Here is an 18,862-nt window from a genome sequence, read left to right as displayed (position 1 = left end):
ATTGCCTCCTTTAGAGGTCTTCTTCATGGAATAGCTCAAACGGCAGTACTATTCCTCTTTTCGCTAATTTGTCATAACAGCTAGGCACCACTCCTGTTGCAGTGTAATACCCCATGACATCCCCATCTTCATTTATGCCAGTTCGTTGAAATTTGAAGATTTCTGACATGGTAATTACCTCTCCTTCCATGCCGTTAATCTCTTGCACACTGATCATTCGACGCTTCCCATCCTCTTGTCGATCCATCTGAACCACTAAGTGAATTGCAGAGGCAATTTGAGAACGAAGATTCTTAGTTGATATACTCCACCCAGCCATCGAAAACATATTTTCAATTCGGCTTAATGCATCCCTCGGTGTATTAGCATGAATGGTCGTTAATGACCCATCGTGACCTGTATTCATTGCCGCTAACATATCTACGGCTTCACTGCCACGCACCTCCCCCACCACTATTCTATCTGGACGCATACGTAGGGAGTTCTTCACTAATTCTCGTTGCCCAATAGCCCCTTTTCCCTCTAAATTTTCAGGACGAGTTTCAAGACGTATAACATGAGGCTGCTGTAATTGTAGTTCGGCTGAGTCTTCTATGGTGACAATTCGTTGATCATCAGGGATAAAACTAGAAAATATATTTAGTGTTGTGGTTTTCCCTGAGCCTGTCCCACCCGCAATAAGAATATTTAATTCGCCTTTCACCGCGGCGTCTAAGAAGTGAGCCATTGGGTCTGACAAAGAATCTAAATTGACCATATTTTCAACGGTTAGGCGATCCACAGCAAAGCGTCGAATTGATATTGAAGGGCCATCAATCGCTAGTGGGGGAATAATGGCATTAACCCTAGAACCATCTTTTAAACGCGCATCAACCATTGGGGAAGATTCATCAATTCGTCGTCCGACTTGACTCACTATTCGATCAATAATATTTCTTAAATGTCTATCATCTAGAAAGGTATAAGGTGTTTTTTCTAATTTACCAAAACGCTCAACAAAAACACTCTTTGCGCCGTTAACCAGAATATCGGAAACCGTTGCATCACTCAGTAACGGCTCTAAAGGACCAAGACCGAAAACTTCATCTTCTATTTGGCGAATAACACGCTTTCTTCCTTCAGCACTAAGAGGATGCGTTGAATCTTCAGACATCAATTGAATAACCGCTTCATGCAAATCATTCTTTGCACGCTCTTTCTCTAAGCTAGAAAGTAACCCTAAATCTAACGTTTCTAATAATTTTTTATGGTAGAAGTGCTTGGTATCAAGCTCTTGTTCTAATACCTTTCTCGCATCATCTACCGCTTGTATTTTTGCATCAGACTCTTTCTTTTTCTGGTTCTGCTTATCTTCTCTAATAGCAATAACTTCAGCCCCATTCGCCTCTTTAACTTCCTCTTTAATAATAACCGGCTCTATGGTGTTTTTTGCTTTTTCTTCAAATTCTGGATTTATATTCTTACGCTTAAAAAACATAACCAATCCTCGATATTATTTAAGAAAATAATTTACCAAACCAACCCGTAGGTTCATTTTGTAAAGGTGCGAAGCTGTGTGATAACTCCTGAATTGATTTTGTAATTGCACTTCTTTTTTTAACTTCAACAAATGGTGTACCTAAATTGGCACTCTCAATCACAACTTTAAAATCATTGGGAATTAAATAGTAATTCACCCCAGGAATGGCTTTTTCTATATCGCTTAACTTTATTGATTGACGTTTTTCATAACGATTAACCACAAGCTCGATCTGCTCAGAAGTCACGCCATAATCGTATTTCAAGTTGCGTATTATTCTGGTGGTATTACTAATAGAGACCAAGCTTTGCTGCATTACTAGAAACAGATGAGTCGCAGGGGAGAAAATTGGGGAAAATACATGGTCAATACCACGAGAAAGATCGACAATAATATACGAGTAAAACTGTCTAAGCAGTGGCAATAATTTACTTAATTTTTTGGCTTTCTCATACTCGTCATTGCCATCTTCATGTCTAAAACTCAATATGTGTAAGCCGGAAGAGTGCTTTGATACAAAACCACTGAGTGATACTTCATCAAGATCTCGGACACTAGAAATCGCATCGGTAATACTGTATTTGGGGGTGATATTAAGATATTCCGCAATGACCCCAAACTGCATATCTATATCAAGTAAAAGCACATTATTTGGATTCGTTGATGCGATATCTATTGCGGTATTAAGTGCTAAGGTTGTCGCGCCAGAGCCCCCTTTTGTATTGATAAACAGACACAACTCACCCAAATTTCTATTGGCGACTTTTTCTTCTGCTGTTCTTTTTAACATGGGCATCATTTCATCAATCATGACCCGATCAGACAGAAAATCAGACGCACCTAAACGTAATGCGGTTTTCAGCGCCTCATTATTATTCTCGTCACCCAAAGCTATCAGTGATGATTCATGATCGCCACTAGGTAACTCATACCCTTGAAGTTCAATGACTTTTTTAGCCCAGCCCTCTGCCGTTTCAATAAAGATCAAATCTGGAGCTGATAAATTTAAAAGGTGTTTCGCATCCAGTACATCCAATAGCATAGATTCAACGTTCAAGTTCCTACATGTAGCAAACTCTGTTCTCATATGTTGATCATAAGCTTCTGTCGCATATATATGCCAAATGACTAAATTGGTTTTTAAACTAGAGCATTTGTCATTGTATTCGCTTCGTTGATTTTCCATACCCATATAAACCCCTAGCAATCAATAATGACTCCTGAGTCATCGTCATCTTCTCGTGGCCTTACAACACCAAGGCTCTCAGCTGGTAATGTGGTTTGAAACTCGGGCATTGTTAGTAATCCACTGGTTCCAATAAAGCTTAATAACCCATTAAATTGATACTGATAATTAATCACTCTCGCTCTTACAAAGCGAATAGTTGCAAATAGACTGCCTTGAGCCTCTGCGCTTAATGCTCCGTAATTAGTCAGATCTACAGCCGTTCCCGAACTGTCTAAATACTCAATGACTAAATTTTCCGCCTCAAAATCTGCCGGGTAGTTCTCGACAACCTCATCCATAGTCGGTATCTCATTTTGATCTAACACGTAGCATACCGTTGCTAAACGAGCCGCCTTTCTTGTCATTTCATTCATCATTTGTAATGAAAATACATAACGTCCAATCTCTATAATGCCAATCAGCATTAACATTACCGTTAGAACAATTAAGGTAAATTCAATAATCGTTATCCCTTTTTGTTTATTTCTTCGTTGCTTAATCATAATCCTGTCCTCATCATTGAAGACGCTGAAATAGTGATGGTTAATGGGATATCAAATACAGGAATTTCTTCTATAAATGGCACATAGTCATAACTCGCAGTGACAGTAACAAAATTATTATTATGGACGACCGTTATATTCTCAGCAGTTAGAGAGTCCAATGCCGGAGTTCCACTGCCTGAATCATCACCGTATAAAACAATATTTTTTATATCGCTAATCGGCGCTATTTGGTCTGTTGTCGCGGTTCCATAAATATTACTCACCGCGTAGCGAGATGCATTTTGAACTAATTTATTAAGAGTATTGTATTTGACCAATAATGATCCAATTTCACTTAATGCCACCATTAAAATAAGCAACAAAGGAAATATGAGAATAAACTCGACCGCAGCAATACCGTTCTGAGATTTTTTCAGGTATATGTTCATATTAAGACTCCCCACTCAGAGGATCTTTATACAATTGGAGTCTATAAGGCCCTTCATTGCTTGGAATAATCCCTGTGGAACCATTCACTATCGTGCAATCTTCAATAAACTCACCAAACACAGCTTGTTGCCCTGAATTATTGGTTGGTGCTTTTTGAATTAAGAAAAAACACCCTATTGCTGTAATCGGTAACGTTGTTGAGCCACCACCAGAGCCTGCACAATTAACCATTGGAATTGAAAGAACTCTTCGCTCAACCTCTCCCGTACGACAATACCCATCTCCACCTCCATCAATACAAGATGCTGACGCGGCTTTATAGTTGGCATAATTAAAAGAGTCGCTGTACTCAACATTACCATCGCCATCAATTGTCGCTAAATCATTAGGCTCTTTGATATACACATCTGAAGGGTAATCACTCTCACTTAATCCTGCGCCATAATCCCCAAAACGAGTATTAAGTCCTTGTCCAACGGGGCCAACACTACCACCTGGTTTTGTATCTGCTTGATTATTCACATCAACACAGCCTTCAAACCCACCAGCCAGCGCATTACGAACCGTACTGGCACCAGAACCAAAATCGAGTAGCTGAAAGTTCCCTGGCCCCATTTCAGTTTGACTAGTGCTCGCTACTTTTAAGGCATAAATCTCACCAAAGTCATAACCTAAGAAATCATCACTACCACTATGAGTTGCAGCACAAACGGCCATTGGTACGACATTACATACATGTGTAATTGAAGAGCTAGGCCCTGCAACGGCACTTGCTGCGACAAATTTATCAATACCAAAATAAGATAAGAAAAAGCTATTTAGTGATATGTTAGAAACGGCAACCCTGACATAGCTTTCTAAAGCATGGTTATATGCCCCTCCAAACGTTAGGGGATCGTTAGACAAAGTCACAGAAATCGACGTATTGGGGATTGTGAATTCAGAATTACCCGTTGCGGCCATCGCATTAGTTAACGCCTCTCCCACAGAAGATCTTACGGTGTCTTCATCATTACCAGCATCGAGCAAAACCGCAGCTGATAATGCAGCGGTATCTACCGCATTTTGCAAACGGGTTTTGTTTAATAAGGCATGATTAACATCAATGGCAAGAGCAGCAAAACCCAATAAGATAATCATCGCTAGGGTCACTAACACTAAGGTTAGGCCTTTTTGTTTTGCAACTCTTTTTCTAGATAGTTTGTTCATCGTTACCTCCTGGGTAACCCCTTACTAATAACAATCAATTATTCTTTTTGTTGGCCTTCTTTTATTGCACTTCCAGTTGGGACAAACCCAATATTATCTTCGGTAGCATTCTTGTTATACGTTTGCTCATCTTTCAATATATAAACCGATTTCCCTAAAGGTTCATCATTGGCACACCCAAACAGAACGCCACTGCATAATAAAAATAAAAATGTACTCTTTATAATATTCATGTTGTTCTCCTTTTATAGAGCGTGCCCAAAATTACCTTCTGAACCACCTTGACTGGTTGGAGCAACTGATTGATTTTCTTTATTATCATCGGTACGTCGATTCATCTCTTCATCAATGTAAGAAGCTCGGCCTAATAAGTAATATTCCATGTCATTAGGGTCAACAAAGGCATCTGTCGGTAACGATATTTTTGAACGGTCTACCGGTTTTGCTAATCGAGGAGTCACTAAAATCACAAGTTCTGTTTCGCCTGAAATATACTCTTGACTATTAAAGAGTTGACCTAGCACGGGGATCTCACCAAAACCTGGCATTTTACTGGTCACATCACGAACATTTTCACTGAGTAGTCCTGCAATACCAATCGTTTGACCATCTGCTAACTCTAATGTTGATGATGCACTACGACGGGTGATTGGTGGGATATAATAGCTAGCATTAGATAAATCAGGCGTGATAGTCAATGAACCCGAATTGGCAATCTCACTCACATCAACAGATAGATTCAAATTGATTTTTTTATCGCTTAATACGGTAGGAACAAATTTCAAACCAACCCCATATTCTTTATATTCAATAACGATACCGTCATCATCAGGAACAGGAATTGGGAACTCACCACCTGCAAGAAACTCTGCTTTGGTTCCACTAAGAGCAGTAAGGTTTGGCTCGGCTAATACTTTGGCTAATCCATTCTGTTTTGCGACATCTAAAGCGAAGGTAAAAAGGGTATTACTGTCAACAAAAGTGGCTAATAAACCGGTACTATCTATCCCAGGGGCATTAAATACTGGCCCTAAGATCCCACCAACATCATCAATGATCCCACCAGCAGAGGTGGCACCCCATGAGAAATTTCCGCTGTTTTGAAAGAAGTGAAAATTAGAATCAAAACGACGAACGAGACTTCGTTGTACTTCGGCAACCGTCACTTCTAGCATGACTTGTTGAGCACCACCGATGGTCATTAAGTTAATAATGTTGCTGCTGTCTTCTTGATTTTTATTTGCATCCGCATCATCAACCGCTTCTGCTGGGGCATAGGTCTCTGCAATTTTAATCGCGGTTTGCATATTCTCTAAGGTGCTCACTTGTCCGCTAAGAACTAGCTTACCCTGCGCACTGTGAATATTAATTGTTTCATCAGGTAAAAATTCATATAGCTTAGCTTTTAGATTATTAAGATCATGGGTAACTTCAATATTAAACGACTCAATAAGTGTGCCTCTACTATCCCAAGCCATTAAATTGGTTGAGCCTAATTTTTTACCTATCAAAAAAACTTCATTCGATTTTAAAATTACAATGTCCAATACTTCAGGATCCCCAAGGGACACTTGCTTCGCCTTACCCGATAAAACAACATGAGTCGACTTATGGTGAGCAACGGTTACGGTTTTTCCTGTTTGTGTGGCGGCATACCCTGATAAGCTAATCGTAAGAAAACTTATCGTGATAAATCCAATCCATACTGATAATTTTAAGTTCATCATAAGCCTCAATCCTTAACTCGAATGTTAGATGACTGAGTCCCTTTAATAATGGTGACACTTGGTGGTGCGGTGTATTTTCTACGTGTCACTTTCTCTATGGGCTCATGCGGATTTCGTAGTGCAAGCTGGATCTCCCCTTTCATGTTTGCCGTTAATAATTTTTCAGCCTCTCTAGGTGATACCTCAAGAGTAACCGCACGAACAATAACAGGAGTGTTGTCTCTGGTTTTAGCCGTTTGGTCTACAGCGAGTACTCTAATATCTTTCAATACTGTTGAAGTTCTGGCATTCGATTTCCCATATTTAACGGTATTAAGTACATCGACTTTATTACCCGGTAATAGAAATCCGGCTACCCCAATAACATCATTGACTCGAATCGTCACCGCTCGTTTATTATTTGGGATAATTGCGGCAAGAGACGCGCCTTCACCAGGAGCTGCAATACGAAATTTATTAATTATTTCATCAGGATAAATAGTATTAGTGACAACCTTACCAATCACATCTTCTATTGCGACAAATTGATATTCATCTTGCCATGCTAATTCGAGTAATTTAACCGCAAGATGCTGCTCTTCAATCACGGTACCTGCGGGCATTTCTTGTAGTGATACAACGACAGGGTGCCGCTCAACGACCTCAACCTCAACTTCAGGCTGAACTTGAGTATCCATCCACTGCTTTGCAAAAAAAACAGCACCTAACCCCAGAATTATTGATAATAAAAATAAGAAAACCAATTGCATCCGGCTCATAATCTTACCCTCCTTGTTGCTCATCATTGGTAAAATACAGTGCCCAAGCGCGATCAATTATTGAAGGGGTTACCCAAGGTGTTAGCTCTTCAAATGTCACAATATCGCGACATATCCCTGCAAGATCTTTAGGTAAACAAGGCAAGTACTCGACATGAGATGTATGGTGTAGTTCATACAATTTGTTATATGTTTCTTCAGGAAGAGTAATGTCGACACTGCTTGCAACCCATTCCCATAATTCTCTATATTCTGATTGTAATAGCGCAGTAAATTGCACTTTATAGCCTAAGCGTCGTAAAAACGCAGGATCGGCAATCTCTTGTGGTGACAAGTTACTTGAGAAAGCTAGCGTTAGTGTGAATGGTATGGTTATCTGTTGACCGTTAGGCAATGAAAGATAATCAAATCCATATTCCATTGGTACAATCCAGCGATTCAATAACGTCGTAACCGGCATAGGTTGGCGACCTAAATCATCAATAATTAAAATACCGTTATTAGCCATCATCTGTAAGGGCGCCATCCACACACGGTTATGTTCGGTATGATTGACCTCTAACATGTCCATTGTTAACTCACCCCCTACCTGTACATTAGGACGCTCACATAAGATCCAGCGTCTATCGTATTGCAGTTTAAAATGGCAGGTATCATTGACGTGATTATGATCAATAATATGGTGATGCTGTTCTGAAAAAACCTTAACCGTATTGCCACTGGCATAAACAGCGTAAGGAATATACACAGAGGTATTTAACGCATTTAGTAATCGAACGGCGACAAAGCTTTTCCCTGTCCCTGCATCTCCATATAACAGTAGAGCTCGTCCTGAATTAATAGCGGGGCCTAATGTAGACACTAATCTTTCTGCACCATGAACATCATTAAAAGCAGTCTCTAGTGCAGTTTTTGATATTGCATTTAGCCGTAAATCTTGCGATTCAACAATACGTTTATACTCTGATAGTGAGACGGGCACTGGCCCTAAATACGGATCTTTTTGAAAGGCAGAATCAGCAGCAATATTCCCCAGTTCTGAAAGTGCGTAACGCACATGACTATTCGTCGAGGATTGGGAATATTGCTCTGATTGAAAAACTTCAACATGTGACTTCTTTCTTAATAATGCTAATAACTCTTCAATGATGTGACTGTTAATCCCCAGCAAACGAACAAGATGCAAAACATCTGATTTTGGATAAGCAGATAAATGCTTAAGGACCAAGTTTTCTACGACCGTTTGAGGAATATCTAGTTCATCAATTGAAATTGCCACACGTGGTGCATCAACTTGCGGTACCAATTTATGATTATCAACCTCCTTATCTACTCTGTTCATAGAGACTCCAAAATTATACTTATAAGAAATATTGATGAAGAGCAAGTCCAATAACGACCGCTGGCGCAAAAGGCATCACCGTTTTTTTCATTACCGTATTTCGAGTAGCAAGCACTAGGGCTTCTTGCTGAATAGTGAGTTTATTGGTGTTTTTCTTTGCTCTATTACCAAACCGGGGAGACTCTATTGAATAATAAAAAGCATAAAAAACACCAACAAGTCCAGCTGCAATAATAACCCAGTATCCAACAGACTGAAGTTGTGGCAATCCAACAAGAAACCCAACAACTGCAAGTAATTTAACGTCTCCAGGAGCCATTGCTTTTAAGAAAAAAAGTAATAAGCCAATAGCAAACATTAATATTCCACCTAACGCTTTTTCTTGTAAAACAGCTAAAGAGGGATTTATTGCTGCCCACTCAATAATGACCAAAAATATAAGTATAAATAACAATTTATTCGGGATACGGTGCTTTTCAGTATCACTAATTCCAATCATAAATAATATTGACCATATCAATAAATTAAGCAGCATACCTTTCTCCAGTATTTCCTTTAACTAAAAGCCAAGTTCTAGGCAGTTAATTTTAAGGCGCGGCACCTGTTGGAACTGCATCTATTGTATCGGTTAATTTTGTTTCTAATGCAGCCCAAGGATCAACAGCCAAGAAAGCTGTCACTAACAATGCCGCACCAATTACATACTCGACAATTGTCAAACCTTCTTCATCTTGCATAAATTCTTTACAACTATTAATAAACTTATTCATAATATACTCCGTGTATTTCATCTGTTATTTAGGTTGCCTTATAAACCTAGACCCTAAGTTTATATATTGGTTAGGACTTTCTTGCTCTCTTCTTGAACTTTTCTGCAAATGTCCTATGCTTAATAAATATATTAAAAATAACGTCTACACTAGAATAGTGACTTATATTTTTTAATAGGTATCCATTATGAATAAAGCATTATATTGGTTAGGAAAATCAATCGATAGTTTAGAAGATAAAAAGGATATTATAGAAAGTGAATTTAATATTATAGAAATTGACTATGACGTATCAATAATAAGTTCATCTTCGGTACATATGGTCGCTTATAACTTCAATAAAATAAGTGATAAATACTTACTAAATATTTGTTTAAACATGTGTATTAACCTAAACAAAGTATTATTAATATTTCATAGCGATACACTTTTTATTGATAAAGATATAGAACAAAACAACCACATTAAGATAAATTTGAATGAAAATAATACAACATTAAAATCAGAACTAGAAAAAATAAAAATAAACTCTTTTAGGCCCCATATAGAACCTATAGGAGACCATTCAGATATCCTATTGACAAAACAAAGTGAACAATCAAATAGAAACATTCTTAATATACTAAAGTATATAGATAATAATTTATCTGAACAATTAAGAGAAATCGACGTAGCAGATTATTGTCATTACTCCATTACTTATTTTTCTAAATTTTTTCATCAAGAAACTGGAGTTAGTTTTAGAGATTACCTTTGTTCAAAGAGAATTAACAAAGCAAAAAAATTACTAATTGAAGATTATAATATTAAGATTGCCATTATAGCTTACCAATGTGGCTATAATGATGTGTCTTATTTTACTCGTATCTTTAAAAAGAAAGCGGGGATAAGTCCAGGAGAGTTCAGAAAAAAAACATTGCTAAATAGATAATGCCCCCCTCTTTTGTTACTTTAAAGAGGGGGAGAAATTACATTTTACACAGAAAAAGGATACTTAATCGCTTCATGGCTTTCATAGCCAATCACTTCAAAATCATCCATTGTTACCCAGGTTTCTAAATCTTCTAATGATTTAATCTTAGGGTTTATTTTAAAGATTGGGGCTTTCAATGGCTCACGCTTTAACTGAACTTCTTTCATCAATTCAAGCTGATCTTCATAGATATGACCATTAACGATCTTATGATAAGCCTTACCTGCTTTATGCCCTGTTATTTGAGCCACAATAGCCAACAGAAAATAGACTTGAACCATATTGAAATTAAGGCCTAGTGGAACATCACACGAGCGTTGAGTACTATTTAAGTACAGAGTGTCCCCTAATAGCGAAAAATGGTGTGAGTACATGCACGGACGCAAACAGCCCATATCAAACTCACCAGGGTTGTAGAAATTTAAAATCTCACCGCGGTCATCAATACCAGCGCTTAAATCATCAATGATCTTTTTCAGTTGATCGACAAACTCACCATTTGGTTTTGCCCACGAACGCCCTTGAACCCCATATACTCGGCCCATGTCATCTTCACCTTTTCGGTGAGCGCTATTAAGCCAAACGTCGTTTAGGTTCGCATTCGCATCCCAAGTTTTAGTACCTATTTTGCGGAAATCTTCTGCGTTATCATAACCTCGAATATAACCAATCATTTCAGCAACGGCTGATTTCCAGAAACTCTTACGTGTCGTTACTAATGGAAACTCACCATTGGCAACATCATAGGCTAAATCGGCATTAATCACCGTCAAACAGCGCTTTCCAGTGCGCTCGTTTTCAATCCAGTGACCTTCATCAACAATGCGTTGGCATAAATCTAAATACTGCTTCACGGTCATGCTCTCTAAAATTGGTTTAAAAAAAATGGCCTCAAACGAAGAGGCCATTACTATAAATCGTTATTATCGCTATTCTAGCTTATTTTGCTTTCTGTTTTGAGCTATTTTCTTTTGCCAGTTTTTTCTGTAAGTCTATCGCAAAAAGATTACGCTTAAATGCCCAAAGCATCATCAATAGACCACCGATCACCATTGGTAATGACAATATTTGTCCCATTGAGATCCAATCGCCAAATAAACCTAATTGCGCATCCGGTTGACGAACATACTCAACTAAGAAGCGGAATGTACCGTAACCAAATAGGAATAAGCCAGAGACTGCGCCTAATGGACGAGGTTTACGAATAAACCAATTTAGAATTAAGAATAAAACAACGCCTTCAAGTGCAAATTCATACAGCTGCGATGGGTGACGAGGGAAAGGTCCGCCTGTTGGGAATACCATCGCCCACGGCACGTCAGTAACACGGCCCCATAGTTCACCATTCATGAAGTTACCAAGGCGACCAGCCCCTAAACCAAATGGCACTAATGGTGCGACAAAATCAGCAATGGTGAAAAAGCTACGATTATTCTTATAACCGTACCAAAGCATTGCGGTGATCACGCCCAGTAATCCACCATGGAAAGACATTCCGCCTGTCCATACTTCAAATAGATACAGTGGGTTATCTAAGAAATAACCAAAGTTATAAAACAAGACATAACCAACTCGTCCACCGATCACTACCCCTAAAAAGCCAGCAAACAGAAGATCACTCACTTGATCTCTAGTCCAACCACTGTTCGGCTTATCAGCACGTTTATTTGCAAGCCATAAGGCAAACATAAAACCGAATAAATACATTAAACCGTACCAACGTACTGCTAATGGACCAATTTCAAATAATATCGGATCGATATGTGGGAAGTTTAAATACCCCTGACTCATGACTACTCTCTTATCCTAAGAACATTTTACTGCCAATAAATACTAGAAATACGGCAAAGATTTTTTTCAATGTTTGTGTTGGTAAATGCGATGCTAACTTAGCCCCTATTCTAGTGGTTAAAATAGAAGTGACGCTTATGCCGCATAACGCCGGTAAATAAACATAACCTAAACTCATCGCAGGCAAGCTTTCTACATTCACACCATGTATGACAAACCCTATCATGCCAGCTATCGCGATTAATGTGCCACATAATGAGGAACTGCCAATGGCTTTTCTCATTTCAATACCATGAAAACTTAAATAAGGTACCGTAAGTGAACCACCGCCAATACCCGCTAAACTAGATACAACACCAATAACTCCACCAGAGGCTGCTGTTTTAAGAGGCGATGGCATTGTTCTTGTTGCTGTAAATTTAAGTGCTAATAACATCTGTAGAGCTAATAAAAGCACGATAATACCAAAGACTTTAGGTAAATATTGGGTTGGTATTAATTCAGTAAGATAACTACCAATAAAGCCGCCAATGACAACGCCTGGTGCTAAACTTTTAATTAACCCCACTTCGACATTACCTAAGCGTAAATGGTTCAATGCCGATGAGCTTGAGGTAAATATAATGGTTGCGAGTGATGTCCCAAGTGCCATTTGCATTGCTATACTCGCATCAATACCAGCTTGTGGAAGTAACCACAGCAGTGCAGGTACAACAAGTAAACCACCACCAATCCCTAGTAGACCAGCCATAACACCAACAACACTACCTAATGCAAGATATAGTGCAAAAATAGACCAAAAATCCACTGACATTTATTTACCTGCTCGAATAAATCCGGAGAGTTCTTTCGCTTCAAAAAACGTCATCATATCAGCTAAAATTTGCTCTGCATCATCATGGTGTAAAAGTTTTTCTATTGTCGCTTCCATTTCAGCCAGCGTAACTTGCCTAATAATGTACTTAACTTTTGCAACGTTAGAAGTATTCATACTTAAACTGTGATAGCCAAGCCCCATCAATAATAAACAACCAATAGGATCACCCGCTAATTCACCACAGACACTGACGGGTAAATTATGCTGATTTGCCGTATCGATAATCTGCTTTAATGCTAACAATACCGCAGGGTGATAAGACTCATAGACATGAGAAACCCGTGAGTTATTCCTATCGACGGCTAATAAATACTGAGTTAAATCGTTCGTTCCTACAGAAATGAAATCAACTAACCCTGCGACTCTTGGTAAGAGATAAAGCATAGAAGGCACTTCTACCATCATACCAATGCGAGGTTTTGCAAAGTGTGTTTCAGCCTCACTCAGCACTTCTTCATAAGCTTGATTGATAAAAACTCTTGCTTGCTTTAATTCTGGGATCCCTGAAATCATGGGTAGCATAATAGACAAATTTTCATTGCCTATATTGGCTCTTACCATGGCTTTTAGTTGCAATAAAAAGATGTCAGGATGATCTAAAGTAAATCGAATACCGCGCCAACCTAAAAATGGATTATCTTCTTCGATTGGCAAATAAGGTAACGGCTTATCCCCACCAATATCCAAGGTTCTCATGATTACTGGTTTTTGAGGATAGGTTTCTAAAATTGCCTTATATTGCAAATATTGCTCTTCTTCAGAAGGGAATCGTTGATGCAATAAAAACGGTATTTCTGTTCGATACAAACCAACACCATCAACCCCTTGGTTAACCGCAATACTTGAATCGGCACTTAATCCGGCATTAAGGTGGATCTTCATTAGATGACCATCTAACGTTAATGTTGGCTTATCAAGATCTTGTGTAATCAATTCAGAGAGTGCGATCTCTTCATTCTGTAGTTCTATATATTCTTGAGTTAAAGCATCAGTTGGCTTGATATAAAGCAAACCACTGTAACCATCAACAATGGCTAATGATTTATGATAATGAGCAGGGTTAAACTCTACTCCCATAATCGCCGGAATACCCAATGCTCTTGATAGTATTGCCGCGTGAGAGTTCGCCGCCCCTTCTAGAGAGATAACGCCTTTTAGCTTATCTTTTGGAATACTCGCCAACATTGATGCGGTTAGTTGAGCCGTCACCAAAATAACCGGATGCGAAAGGTCAATATCAAGATTATCTTCATAGTTCAGAAAATAAAGTAACCTCTGCCCTAACTCCCTGACATCATTCGCCCTCTCACTCAAATAAGAGTCACTCATTCGTTCAAAGCGTCCAGCATAAGACTCAATGACTTGGCGTAGTGCCCATTCAGCAGAATCCCCTTTATCGATCTGTTTTTTCAGATCCGCTTTTAACATTGGATCATTCAATAAGTGAGTAAACAGATCAAAGATTGCGAGTGTTTCTGTATTCAACTCTTGTTCAAAACGTTTTTTCGATCGTCTAAAGTCTTTTAAGGCTTGTTCAATAGCTGTGCCTAAGCGATCTTTTTCTGTCTCAGAATCAAGGCATGAACTTGGTAAAATAGCTTCAATTTTAGGTTGGGCGTCATCAAACCATAGCGGTGCAATCCCAACCCCATTAGAGGCTGAAATGCCTTTAAATTGCTTCTGCTCTGTTGAGGAGGTTTGTAAATGAGTCGACCAACTTTCATGCGCTTTTGCGTGCGCTAACACCACGGCAAGCTGAGCTGATAGTGTGACTAAAAAGGATTCTTCGACTTCTGTAAATTGGCGCTTTTCTTTTTGCTGAACAACCAACACCCCTAAATTTTGACGACGATATATAATCGGAGTCGCCAAAAAAGAGTTAAATTTGTATTCAGCAATACTTGGAATGTATTTATATGATGGGTGCACCGATGCGTTAGCAAGGTTTAGTGGCTCACAACTGCGAGCAACAAGACCTACTAGTCCTTCATCAATGCCTAATGACACGGTATTAGGTTTGGCTTTTAAGCCTTCCGTTGCCATTAGTTCTAGCCGCAGATTATCATTGCTCATCAAGTAAACTGAACAACACTCTGTGTGCATAGAATTTCGAGTGTTTTTAACCAGTAGCGCTAAAGCATCATCTAATGACTCTGCTTTAGCGACGTGATCAACTATATCCCTGAGTTGAGTAAGCATAAGAGGTAATCCTTAAGGTTATAAGGTATCGACCGCTTAACCTTTTTTACCTTTCCTTTTAAATTTTCGTTCCTTAAACGGCATAGCAATTACCGCGAACTCTTTGAGGGCTCGACGATAAACATCACGCTTAAATGAAACCACTTGTCTAACTGGGTACCAATAACTCACCCATCGCCAACCATCAAATTCTGGCGTGCGATCTCTTTGCATATTCACCTTGGATTCATCACATTCCAAGCGTAGCAAAAACCACTTCTGTTTTTGCCCAATACAGACAGGTTTTGAATCCCATCTAACTAAACGCTTCGGTAGTTTATATCGTAACCAGTGTCGGCTACTCGCTAAAATACGTACATCATTTTTTGTCAGACCAACTTCTTCATACAATTCTCGGTACATTGCTTGTTCTGGCGTCTCGCCGTCATCAATGCCACCTTGGGGAAATTGCCAAGAATGTTGTCCATATCGTTTCGCCCAGAATACTTGACCATGGCTATTACATATCACTATCCCGACATTCGGGCGGAAACCATCGCCATCTATCACTGGATGACCTCATCTTAAACTTATATTACCTTTGATTTTTTCACAGATCGCCTCTTTGAGCAAACAGGATCACGCTTTCTTGTCACGTTTTATTAAAATAACCTCTTTTCTTGAATAAGTTTTAATCACAAGGCTAGTTATCAACATAACAATGAGAGCTACCCCACATTTATTCACCTTTTCTGTGTATAACTTTGTGAAGAAGATTAAAACAAATCAAAAAGAGAGTTAAAAATCTATTTGAGCTAAGAATTATCAAAAAAATAATATCTTCATAAAAATCATATTAAACATAAAGTTAAGAACAAGATCCTTGCAGAGATCTTTTTTGAAAAAATAAGCGTGAGTAATAAAAACACAGATCGGTTAAAGATCGAACAACTTGATGGTTACCCACAATTACAGCCCTAAATATGAGGTACAACACCAAAAGTCAATAACTTATTCATAAATAAAGCACTGTATATGGATCCATAAAAACAAACTACGCATAAAAAACAACCATGAATGTGGATAACTTATTTGGATCTTGTTCTGACTACTTAAAAAGGTTTATTTTATGATAATCTTACCCTCTCAATACCATGCATGAGCCATTATGAAACGACTGCCTCCAACATCAATTACTGAGCTATTAACACGAGCTGAAGCCATTGCTGGCTATACATTATCAGAGCTTGCTGAGATGGCAGGTGTTCCTGTTCCTGAAAACCTAAAGCGAGATAAAGGATGGGTTGGGCAATTATTAGAATTACACTTAGGCGCATCAGCAGGCAGTAAACCTCTACCTGATTTTGTTGATCTTGATATTGAACTCAAAACGATCCCTATTAGCCATAGTGGCAAACCACTCGAAACGACTTTTGTCTCTGTTGCTCCCTTAACTGGGGTGCATAGCTTAAAATGGGAAGAGTCTCATGTACGCCATAAATTAGCCCATGTGTTGTGGATCCCGGTAGAAGGCGAACGAGAGATCCCTGTAGGAGATCGACACGTTGGATATCCTGTTTTATGGCAACCTTCACCAGAAGAAGAGCAGCAGCTTAAACAGGACTGGGAAGAGTTAATGGATCTCATTGTACTGGGAAAAGTGGAATCTATAACCGCAAAGCACGGTGAAGTCTTACAGCTTAGACCTAAAGCCGCAAATAGCCGAGCCCTTACTGAGGCTTATGGAGAGAATGGTCAACCGATTAAAACCTTACCTAGAGGATTTTATTTAAAAACCCATTTTACTCATTCTATTTTGACATCATTTTTTAAGTAAAAAAGAGGCTTACCTCAAACGAGATAAGCCTCTTTTACTGTCACTTTTCATTTAACTAATATCTTGTTAAATAAAGTTTTTTGTTAACTGTAGTCTCTATTAACTATAGCTTCTTGGTTCAGAAATTAAATTATGCTTATTCAACAAACGATACATGGTTGCACGTGATACGCCGAGTTCTTTCGCTGCTGAAGAAACCTGACCATCATGGGATTCTAATACCATCAGTAGTGCATCTCGTTCAGAATTCTCACGAATAACACGTAAACTACGTTTTGTATCGCTGCGTTGAGGAAGATCTAAATGCTCAAGATCAATCGTCATACTATCGGCAAGAAGTACCGCTCGTTTTACTTGATTCACAAGTTCACGAACATTTCCTGGCCATTGATAATGAAGCATAGTCTGCATCGCTTCTTCAGAGAAAGTGCGTGCTTGAGTATTATATTCTTTTGCGTAGCGCTGAAGAAAGTGATCCGCTAAGATCGAAATATCAGAACTTCTCTCTTTTAAAGAAGGCACATGAATTCGAAGAACATTTAAACGGTAATACAGCTCCTCTTTAAAGTCTCCCTCTTCAATCGCTTTTTCTAAATCAATATGACTTGCCACAATGACACGAACATCAAGATCAACAAAACCTTGAGAAGTTTCGATATTACCTTCTTGTAGGAATCGTAATAAATGCTGCTGCTGACTTACTGGTAAGTCATTTATATCATTTAAAAATAGAGTTCCACCATTGGCTTGGTATAACTTTGAATCTTCGAATTCAGAAATATGTAAACCAAATAGCTCTTGCTCTATTTTTGATTCAGATAGCGAACCACAATTCAAAGAGATAAATGGACCTTTATTACGGCCAGAAGAGTCATGCACTGCTTTTGCTACTGCATCTTTACCAACACCACTTTCGCCAGAGACTAAAATAGAAACGTCAGTAGGTGCCACTCGACGAATTTGATCACGTAAGCGCTTCACGATAGGTGCTTCGCCTAAAATACCGAGATCCGATTTCTTACCCATATTAGGCCAAACTTTGCGCTCTAGTTTAAGCATGCCAAGTTGGTGACCAATCGTACTCAGTAACTGAGCATCAGGAATTGGAGCGGTAAAGAAATCAATACAGAAATTCACTATAAACTGGCAAATAGTATCAGAGCTTAATTGTGATTCACGAATGAATGCCATCCAACGAACTTGTTTATTATTATTTACTAACGTTGCTATACCATTAAGGCTGAAATCATCTTGGCTTAAATCAACAATACCAATACAAGGCCCAATTTCGTCAAACAATGTTTGTGCTGCACGAAGATCATAACAGCGATGACAACGCCAACCTACCTGTTCTAATACTGCTAACCAAGGTTCATAACTTCCGCCAACAACCACTAATGAACCTGGAACAGAATCCATACGAAACTGAGTACCCATAAGCCTTACCTCTAAATTCTTTAATTAACCAACTGAAAAATCGTTATAAGCCAACTATACAGGTTTTAAGACCACTCACAGTCTCACAAGTGAGATGCTCGTCATCTTTTTAACAAAAAGACCACAACAAACCCATAAATAACAAATGACAGTTAACATATTAGATAAAAAAAGGGTTCATTAGTGAGATTTAACGGTAAATTAGTTATAAAAAAAAGGGAATATATTCCTTTTTAGTAGATAAGAAGAGACGCAATAGAATTGTAAAAGTTAAGTCAATT

The 18,862-nt window shown here is 38.6% G+C and carries 19 protein-coding genes; 2 read left to right on the top strand and 17 right to left on the bottom strand.

The window, feature by feature from the left end; genetic code table 11:
• Nucleotides 1-10 precede the first annotated feature (10 nt).
• Genes ED622_RS19290 through ED622_RS19240 form a run of 11 tightly spaced genes read right to left on the bottom strand, consistent with a single transcriptional unit; the run spans nucleotide 11 to nucleotide 9,488 of the window.
• The gene (locus tag ED622_RS19290; protein WP_122036650.1) at nucleotides 11-1,477 is read right to left on the bottom strand and encodes a CpaF family protein; all 1,467 of its coding nucleotides are present in this window, start codon (nucleotides 1,475-1,477) and stop codon (nucleotides 11-13) included.
• 19 nt (nucleotides 1,478-1,496) lie between these two features.
• Nucleotides 1,497-2,711, bottom strand: a complete 1,215-nt coding sequence (locus tag ED622_RS19285; protein WP_122036649.1) for an AAA family ATPase — start codon at nucleotides 2,709-2,711, stop codon at nucleotides 1,497-1,499.
• 8 nt (nucleotides 2,712-2,719) lie between these two features.
• Nucleotides 2,720-3,250, bottom strand: a complete 531-nt coding sequence (locus ED622_RS19280) for a TadE family protein (protein ID WP_122036648.1) — start codon at nucleotides 3,248-3,250, stop codon at nucleotides 2,720-2,722.
• Nucleotides 3,247-3,681: a TadE/TadG family type IV pilus assembly protein gene (locus ED622_RS19275; protein WP_122036647.1), complete on the bottom strand. Its 435-nt coding sequence runs from the start codon at nucleotides 3,679-3,681 to the stop codon at nucleotides 3,247-3,249. The genes ED622_RS19280 and ED622_RS19275 overlap by 4 nt, the downstream gene beginning before the upstream one ends.
• A gap of 1 nt (nucleotide 3,682) precedes the next feature.
• Nucleotides 3,683-4,891, bottom strand: coding sequence for a TadE/TadG family type IV pilus assembly protein (locus ED622_RS19270; RefSeq protein WP_122036646.1), 1,209 nt, complete (start codon nucleotides 4,889-4,891; stop codon nucleotides 3,683-3,685).
• Nucleotides 4,892-4,929: 38 nt separating this feature from the next.
• Nucleotides 4,930-5,124: a hypothetical protein gene (locus ED622_RS19265; protein ID WP_122036645.1), complete on the bottom strand. Its 195-nt coding sequence runs from the start codon at nucleotides 5,122-5,124 to the stop codon at nucleotides 4,930-4,932.
• 12 nt (nucleotides 5,125-5,136) lie between these two features.
• Nucleotides 5,137-6,618, bottom strand: a complete 1,482-nt coding sequence (locus tag ED622_RS19260; RefSeq protein WP_371413449.1) for a type II and III secretion system protein family protein — start codon at nucleotides 6,616-6,618, stop codon at nucleotides 5,137-5,139.
• A 5-nt stretch (nucleotides 6,619-6,623) separates the two neighbouring features.
• Entirely contained in the window at nucleotides 6,624-7,376 is a 753-nt protein-coding gene (cpaB, locus tag ED622_RS19255; protein WP_122036644.1) for a Flp pilus assembly protein CpaB, read from the bottom strand.
• Between the two features lie 4 nt (nucleotides 7,377-7,380).
• Nucleotides 7,381-8,718: an AAA family ATPase gene (locus tag ED622_RS19250; protein WP_122036643.1), complete on the bottom strand. Its 1,338-nt coding sequence runs from the start codon at nucleotides 8,716-8,718 to the stop codon at nucleotides 7,381-7,383.
• A 19-nt stretch (nucleotides 8,719-8,737) separates the two neighbouring features.
• Nucleotides 8,738-9,253, bottom strand: coding sequence for a prepilin peptidase (locus tag ED622_RS19245; RefSeq protein WP_122036642.1), 516 nt, complete (start codon nucleotides 9,251-9,253; stop codon nucleotides 8,738-8,740).
• A 52-nt stretch (nucleotides 9,254-9,305) separates the two neighbouring features.
• Nucleotides 9,306-9,488 carry a Flp family type IVb pilin gene (locus ED622_RS19240; RefSeq protein ID WP_122036641.1) on the bottom strand — a complete coding sequence of 61 codons (183 nt, stop codon included), beginning with the start codon at nucleotides 9,486-9,488 and terminating at the stop codon, nucleotides 9,306-9,308.
• Between the two features lie 187 nt (nucleotides 9,489-9,675).
• Here ED622_RS19240 and ED622_RS19235 point away from each other — a divergent pair, with 187 nt between their 5' ends.
• Nucleotides 9,676-10,419: an AraC family transcriptional regulator gene (locus ED622_RS19235; RefSeq protein WP_122036640.1), complete on the top strand. Its 744-nt coding sequence runs from the start codon at nucleotides 9,676-9,678 to the stop codon at nucleotides 10,417-10,419.
• A gap of 44 nt (nucleotides 10,420-10,463) precedes the next feature.
• Here ED622_RS19235 and ED622_RS19230 read toward each other — a convergent pair whose 3' ends face one another.
• The 5 genes from ED622_RS19230 to rppH form a co-directional block, all read right to left on the bottom strand.
• The gene (locus ED622_RS19230; protein WP_122036756.1) at nucleotides 10,464-11,315 is read right to left on the bottom strand and encodes a thymidylate synthase; all 852 of its coding nucleotides are present in this window, start codon (nucleotides 11,313-11,315) and stop codon (nucleotides 10,464-10,466) included.
• Between the two features lie 85 nt (nucleotides 11,316-11,400).
• Nucleotides 11,401-12,252 carry a prolipoprotein diacylglyceryl transferase gene (lgt, locus tag ED622_RS19225; protein ID WP_122036639.1) on the bottom strand — a complete coding sequence of 284 codons (852 nt, stop codon included), beginning with the start codon at nucleotides 12,250-12,252 and terminating at the stop codon, nucleotides 11,401-11,403.
• Between the two features lie 10 nt (nucleotides 12,253-12,262).
• Nucleotides 12,263-13,066, bottom strand: a complete 804-nt coding sequence (locus tag ED622_RS19220) for a sulfite exporter TauE/SafE family protein (RefSeq protein ID WP_122036638.1) — start codon at nucleotides 13,064-13,066, stop codon at nucleotides 12,263-12,265.
• Nucleotides 13,067-15,328 carry a phosphoenolpyruvate--protein phosphotransferase gene (ptsP, locus tag ED622_RS19215; RefSeq protein WP_122036637.1) on the bottom strand — a complete coding sequence of 754 codons (2,262 nt, stop codon included), beginning with the start codon at nucleotides 15,326-15,328 and terminating at the stop codon, nucleotides 13,067-13,069.
• A 36-nt stretch (nucleotides 15,329-15,364) separates the two neighbouring features.
• Complete coding sequence (gene rppH / locus ED622_RS19210; protein ID WP_122036636.1) at nucleotides 15,365-15,877, bottom strand: RNA pyrophosphohydrolase; 513 nt, start codon at nucleotides 15,875-15,877, stop codon at nucleotides 15,365-15,367.
• A gap of 598 nt (nucleotides 15,878-16,475) precedes the next feature.
• On the opposite strand from rppH, the gene mutH reads away from it, so the two are divergent.
• Nucleotides 16,476-17,144 (top strand): DNA mismatch repair endonuclease MutH, encoded by a 669-nt coding sequence (mutH, locus tag ED622_RS19205; RefSeq protein WP_122036635.1) that lies wholly within the window; start codon nucleotides 16,476-16,478, stop codon nucleotides 17,142-17,144.
• A gap of 99 nt (nucleotides 17,145-17,243) precedes the next feature.
• Here mutH and ED622_RS19200 read toward each other — a convergent pair whose 3' ends face one another.
• A complete protein-coding gene (locus ED622_RS19200) occupies nucleotides 17,244-18,581 on the bottom strand; it encodes a sigma-54 dependent transcriptional regulator (RefSeq protein ID WP_122036634.1) in 1,338 nt (445 codons plus the stop codon).
• Nucleotides 18,582-18,862: the final 281 nt, after the last annotated feature.

The organism is Aliivibrio sp. EL58, assembly GCF_900312675.1.
Classification (GTDB): Bacteria; Pseudomonadota; Gammaproteobacteria; order Enterobacterales; family Vibrionaceae; genus Aliivibrio.
Note: the sequence above shows the minus strand (reverse complement) of the source record. Positions and strands in the feature narration are given on the sequence as shown.

Excerpts from the sequence above, each read along its gene's own strand:
- ED622_RS19250 (WP_122036643.1), bottom strand. The coding sequence starts at position 8,718 with ATGAACAGAGTAGATAAGGAGGTTGATAATCATAAATTGGTACCGCAA.
- ptsP (WP_122036637.1), bottom strand. The coding sequence starts at position 15,328 with ATGCTTACTCAACTCAGGGATATAGTTGATCACGTCGCTAAAGCAGAG.
- lgt (WP_122036639.1), bottom strand. The coding sequence starts at position 12,252 with ATGAGTCAGGGGTATTTAAACTTCCCACATATCGATCCGATATTATTT.
- ED622_RS19265 (WP_122036645.1), bottom strand. The coding sequence starts at position 5,124 with ATGAATATTATAAAGAGTACATTTTTATTTTTATTATGCAGTGGCGTT.
- ED622_RS19275 (WP_122036647.1), bottom strand. The coding sequence starts at position 3,681 with ATGAACATATACCTGAAAAAATCTCAGAACGGTATTGCTGCGGTCGAG.
- cpaB (WP_122036644.1), bottom strand. The coding sequence starts at position 7,376 with ATGAGCCGGATGCAATTGGTTTTCTTATTTTTATTATCAATAATTCTG.
- ED622_RS19245 (WP_122036642.1), bottom strand. The coding sequence starts at position 9,253 with ATGCTGCTTAATTTATTGATATGGTCAATATTATTTATGATTGGAATT.
- ED622_RS19285 (WP_122036649.1), bottom strand. The coding sequence starts at position 2,711 with ATGGGTATGGAAAATCAACGAAGCGAATACAATGACAAATGCTCTAGT.
- ED622_RS19270 (WP_122036646.1), bottom strand. The coding sequence starts at position 4,891 with ATGAACAAACTATCTAGAAAAAGAGTTGCAAAACAAAAAGGCCTAACC.
- ED622_RS19200 (WP_122036634.1), bottom strand. The coding sequence starts at position 18,581 with ATGGGTACTCAGTTTCGTATGGATTCTGTTCCAGGTTCATTAGTGGTT.
- ED622_RS19290 (WP_122036650.1), bottom strand. The coding sequence starts at position 1,477 with ATGTTTTTTAAGCGTAAGAATATAAATCCAGAATTTGAAGAAAAAGCA.
- ED622_RS19280 (WP_122036648.1), bottom strand. The coding sequence starts at position 3,250 with ATGATTAAGCAACGAAGAAATAAACAAAAAGGGATAACGATTATTGAA.
- ED622_RS19240 (WP_122036641.1), bottom strand. The coding sequence starts at position 9,488 with ATGAATAAGTTTATTAATAGTTGTAAAGAATTTATGCAAGATGAAGAA.
- ED622_RS19220 (WP_122036638.1), bottom strand. The coding sequence starts at position 13,066 with ATGTCAGTGGATTTTTGGTCTATTTTTGCACTATATCTTGCATTAGGT.
- ED622_RS19235 (WP_122036640.1), top strand. The coding sequence starts at position 9,676 with ATGAATAAAGCATTATATTGGTTAGGAAAATCAATCGATAGTTTAGAA.
- mutH (WP_122036635.1), top strand. The coding sequence starts at position 16,476 with ATGAAACGACTGCCTCCAACATCAATTACTGAGCTATTAACACGAGCT.
- ED622_RS19260 (WP_371413449.1), bottom strand. The coding sequence starts at position 6,618 with ATGATGAACTTAAAATTATCAGTATGGATTGGATTTATCACGATAAGT.